Genomic DNA, 3,753 nt, shown 5'->3' with positions numbered 1-3,753 from the left:
CTCGCCGGTGACGGTGGAGCGGGCCGCGACCAGGTCCGCGGGGGTGCCCTCGAAGACGATCCGGCCGCCGTCGTGCCCGGCGCCGGGGCCGAGGTCGATGATCCAGTCGGCGTGCGCCATGACCGCCTGGTGGTGCTCGATGACGATCACCGACTTGCCGGCGTCGACCAGCCGGTCGAGCAGGCCCAGCAACTGCTCGACGTCGGCGAGGTGCAGGCCGGTGGTCGGCTCGTCCAGGACGTAGATCCCGCCCTTGTCGGCCATGTGCGTGGCCAGCTTCAGCCGCTGCCGCTCGCCGCCGGACAGCGTGGTGAGCGGCTGCCCGAGGGTGAGGTAGCCGAGCCCCACGTCGGCCATGTTCCGCAGGATGCGGTGCGCGGCCGGGGTGCGGGCCTCGCCGCCGCCGAAGAACTCCTCGGCCTCGGCCACCGGCATCGCCAGCACCTCGCTGATGTCCCGGCCGCCGAGGCGGTACTCCAGCACCGAGGAGTCGAACCGCCGGCCCTCGCACTCCTCGCACGTGGTGGCCACCCCGGCCATCATCGCCAGGTCGGTGTAGACGACCCCGGCACCGTTGCAGGCCGGGCAGGCGCCCTCGGAGTTCGCGCTGAACAGCGCCGGCTTCACCCCGTTGGCCTTGGCGAACGCCTTGCGGATCGGGTCGAGCAGCCCGGTGTACGTCGCCGGATTGCTGCGCCGCGAGCCGCGGATCGGCGCCTGGTCGACCGACACCACCCCGGCACCGGCCGGGATCGACCCGTGCACCAGCGAACTCTTGCCGGAGCCGGCGACCCCGGTGACGACGACGAGCACGCCGAGCGGGACGTCGACGTCCACGCCCTGGAGGTTGTGCGCCGTGGCGCCCCGGATCTCCAGGGCCCCGGTCGGCTTCCGCACCGTCTTCTTCAGCGCCGCCCGGTCGTCCAGATGGCGGCCGGTGAGGGTGCCGCTCGCCCGCAGCCCCGCCACACCGCCCTCGAAACAGACCGTGCCGCCCGCCGTGCCGGCGCCCGGGCCGAGGTCCACCACGTGGTCGGCGATGGCGATGACCTCCGGCTTGTGCTCCACCACCAGCACCGTGTTGCCCTTGTCCCGCAGCCGCAGCAGCAGGTCGTTCATCCGCCGGATGTCATGCGGGTGCAGGCCGGTGGTCGGCTCGTCGAAGACGTACGTGACATCGGTCAGCGAGGAACCGAGGTGGCGGATCATCTTCGTCCGCTGCGCCTCGCCGCCCGAGAGGGTGCCCGCGGGACGGTCCAGGGAGAGATAGCCGAGGCCGATCTCCACGAACGAGTCGAGGGTCTCGCCCAGCGCGGTCAGCAGCGGCGCCACCGACGGCTCGTCCAGACCGCGCACCCACTCGGCCAGGTCGCTGATCTGCATGGCGCAGGCGTCGGCGATGCTGATGCCCTTGATCTTCGAGGACCGGGCCGCCTCGCTGAGCCGGGTGCCGTCGCAGTCCGGGCAGGTCGTGAAGGTGACCGCCCGGTCCACGAACTCCCGGATGTGCGGCTGCATCGCCTCGCGGTCCTTGGCGAGCATGGACTTCTGGATCCGCGGGACGAGCCCCTCGTACGTCATGTTGATGCCCGCGATCTTCATGCGGGTCGGCTCGCGGTAGAGGAAGTCGTCCAGCTGCTGCCGGGTGAAGGTGCGGATCGGCTTCTCCGGGTCGAAGAAGCCGGACTCGGTGTAGAGACGGTGGTTCCAGCCGCCGGGCTTGTAGCCGGGGATCGTCAGCGCGCCCTCGCTGAGCGACTTGTCCTCGTCGTAGAGCTGGGCCAGGTCGATGTCCGTGACGGTGCCGCGGCCCTCGCAGCGCGGGCACATGCCGCCGGTGATGCTGAACTCGCGCCGCTCCTTCACCGTCTTCCCGCCGCGCTCCACGGTGACCGCGCCGGCTCCGCTGATGGAGGCGACGTTGAAGGAGAACGCCTTGGCCGAGCCGATGTGCGGGGTGCCGAGCCGGCTGAAGAGGATGCGCAGCATCGCGTGAGCGTCGGTGGCGGTGCCGACCGTGGAGCGCGGGTCGGCGCCCATCCGCTGCTGGTCCACGATGATCGCGGTGGTCAGCCCGTCCAGCACGTCGACGTCGGGACGCGCCAGCGTGGGCATGAAGCCCTGGACGAACGCGCTGTACGTCTCGTTGATCAGCCGCTGCGACTCGGCGGCGATGGTGTCGAACACCAGCGAGCTCTTGCCCGAGCCGGAGACACCCGTGAACACCGTCAGCCGGCGCTTGGGTATCTCGACGCTGACGTTCTTCAGGTTGTTCTCCCGGGCCCCGTGCACCCGGATCAGGTCATGACTGTCGGCGGCGTGCTGCGCGATGGCGTCGTCCATGCCGGCCACGGTAGCGGCGGCCCGACGGCGGGCGCTTCTCCATTCCTGACGTCCCCCGGTGCCGCGACACACTCTTGCAAGCGGGTGCTTGCAATTGTTAGCGAGGGTGGGGCAAGGTGGAGGCATGGCATCGCTGAACGTCGGCAATCTCGGTGAGTACCTGCGCGAGCAGCGGCGCAACGCCCAGCTGTCGCTGCGGCAGCTCGCCGACGCCGCCGGGGTGTCCAATCCCTACCTGAGCCAGATCGAGCGCGGGCTGCGCAAGCCGAGCGTGGAGGTGCTCCAGCAGGTCGCCAAGGCGCTGCGCATCTCCGCCGAGACCCTGTACGTCCGCGCCGGCATCCTCGACGCCGAGCGGGGCCGGGACGAGGTCGAGACGCGCGCCGTCATCCTCGCCGACCCCACGCTCAACGAGCGGCAGAAGCAGGTGCTGCTCCAGATCTACGAATCCTTCCGCAAGGAGAACGGGTTCGGGGTCGGCGAGCCTGCCGGGCCGGACGGGCAGCGGGAGGGCACCGTGGACCAGGGGCCCGGCGACGGCGGTCGTACGGCCGGCGCGGGCGATGCCGCAGGAAGTGACACGGACACCGGCCCGCGGCGGACGGCCGGATAACGCCGGACCAGGGCTCCGGACACCCGCCGCGGACCACACAACCCAGCCGAACGCGAATCCGATCCGGGAGGACCCTCACCATGGCCATCACCGACGACCTGCGCAAGACCCTCAGCGACCCGACCCCGCTCTACTTCGCCGCCGGCACCGCCGACATGGCGCTTCAGCAGGCCAAGAAGGTGCCGGCCCTGGTCGAGCAGCTGCGTGCCGAGGCTCCGGCCCGCATCGAGGCCGTGCGCAACACCGACCCGAAGGCCGTGCAGGAGAAGGCCGCCGCCCGCGCCAAGGAGGCGCAGGAGACCCTCCAGACCAAGGTCAACGAGTTCATCGGCACCCTCGACGTCGACCTGAAGAAGCTCGGCGAGACCGCCCAGGATTTCGCCCTGCGGACCGTCGGCGTCGCCGCCGAGTACGCCGTGAAGGCCCGCGAGACCTACGAGCGGGTCGCCGAGCACGGCGAGCAGGCGGTGCGGACCTGGCGCGGCGAGGCCGCCGAGGAGATCGAGGACCTGGCGATCGTGGTGGAGGGCAAGCCCGAGCCGGTCAAGGCCAAGGAGGCCGAGNNCACCACCGCGAAGAAGACCGTCCCGCCGGCCAAGTGACCATGGCCGACAGAGCGGATCCGGGCCGGGCACCTTGGGGGTGTCCGGCCCGTTCTATGGGTACGGTGGCGGCGTAGCAGGATCGGCAATCAACGGGCGGTGGGCAGCATGCTGATGTTGGGCTTCGCGGGGTTCATGGGCATCCTGAAGATCATTCTGATGGCCCTGGCCGCGTTCGGTCTGTTCGACGCGGCG

3 protein-coding genes and 1 pseudogene are annotated in these 3,753 nt (G+C 70.8%); 3 read left to right on the top strand and 1 reads right to left on the bottom strand.

Features of this window, described 5'->3' with window-relative positions; translation table 11 throughout:
* The coding region (locus CCN44_RS36180; RefSeq protein WP_086702869.1) for an ATP-binding cassette domain-containing protein at positions 1 to 2,343 on the bottom strand (2,343 nt) is incomplete at its 3' end.
* A gap of 124 nt (positions 2,344 to 2,467) precedes the next feature.
* Here CCN44_RS36180 and CCN44_RS36175 point away from each other — a divergent pair.
* The 3 genes and pseudogenes from CCN44_RS36175 to CCN44_RS46825 all read left to right on the top strand — a co-directional run.
* Positions 2,468 to 2,956, top strand: coding sequence for a helix-turn-helix domain-containing protein (locus tag CCN44_RS36175; protein ID WP_086702866.1), 489 nt, complete (start codon positions 2,468 to 2,470; stop codon positions 2,954 to 2,956).
* A gap of 80 nt (positions 2,957 to 3,036) precedes the next feature.
* Complete coding sequence (locus CCN44_RS36170) at positions 3,037 to 3,558, top strand: hypothetical protein (protein WP_244204021.1); 522 nt, start codon at positions 3,037 to 3,039, stop codon at positions 3,556 to 3,558.
* Positions 3,559 to 3,657: 99 nt separating this feature from the next.
* Positions 3,658 to 3,753: pseudogene (locus CCN44_RS46825) on the top strand (DUF2516 family protein); the annotation flags it as partial.

The sequence above is a fragment of the Streptomyces tricolor genome, from assembly GCF_002155905.1.
Classification (GTDB): domain Bacteria; phylum Actinomycetota; class Actinomycetes; order Streptomycetales; family Streptomycetaceae; genus Streptomyces; species Streptomyces tricolor.
Note: the sequence above shows the minus strand (reverse complement) of the source record. Positions and strands in the feature narration are given on the sequence as shown.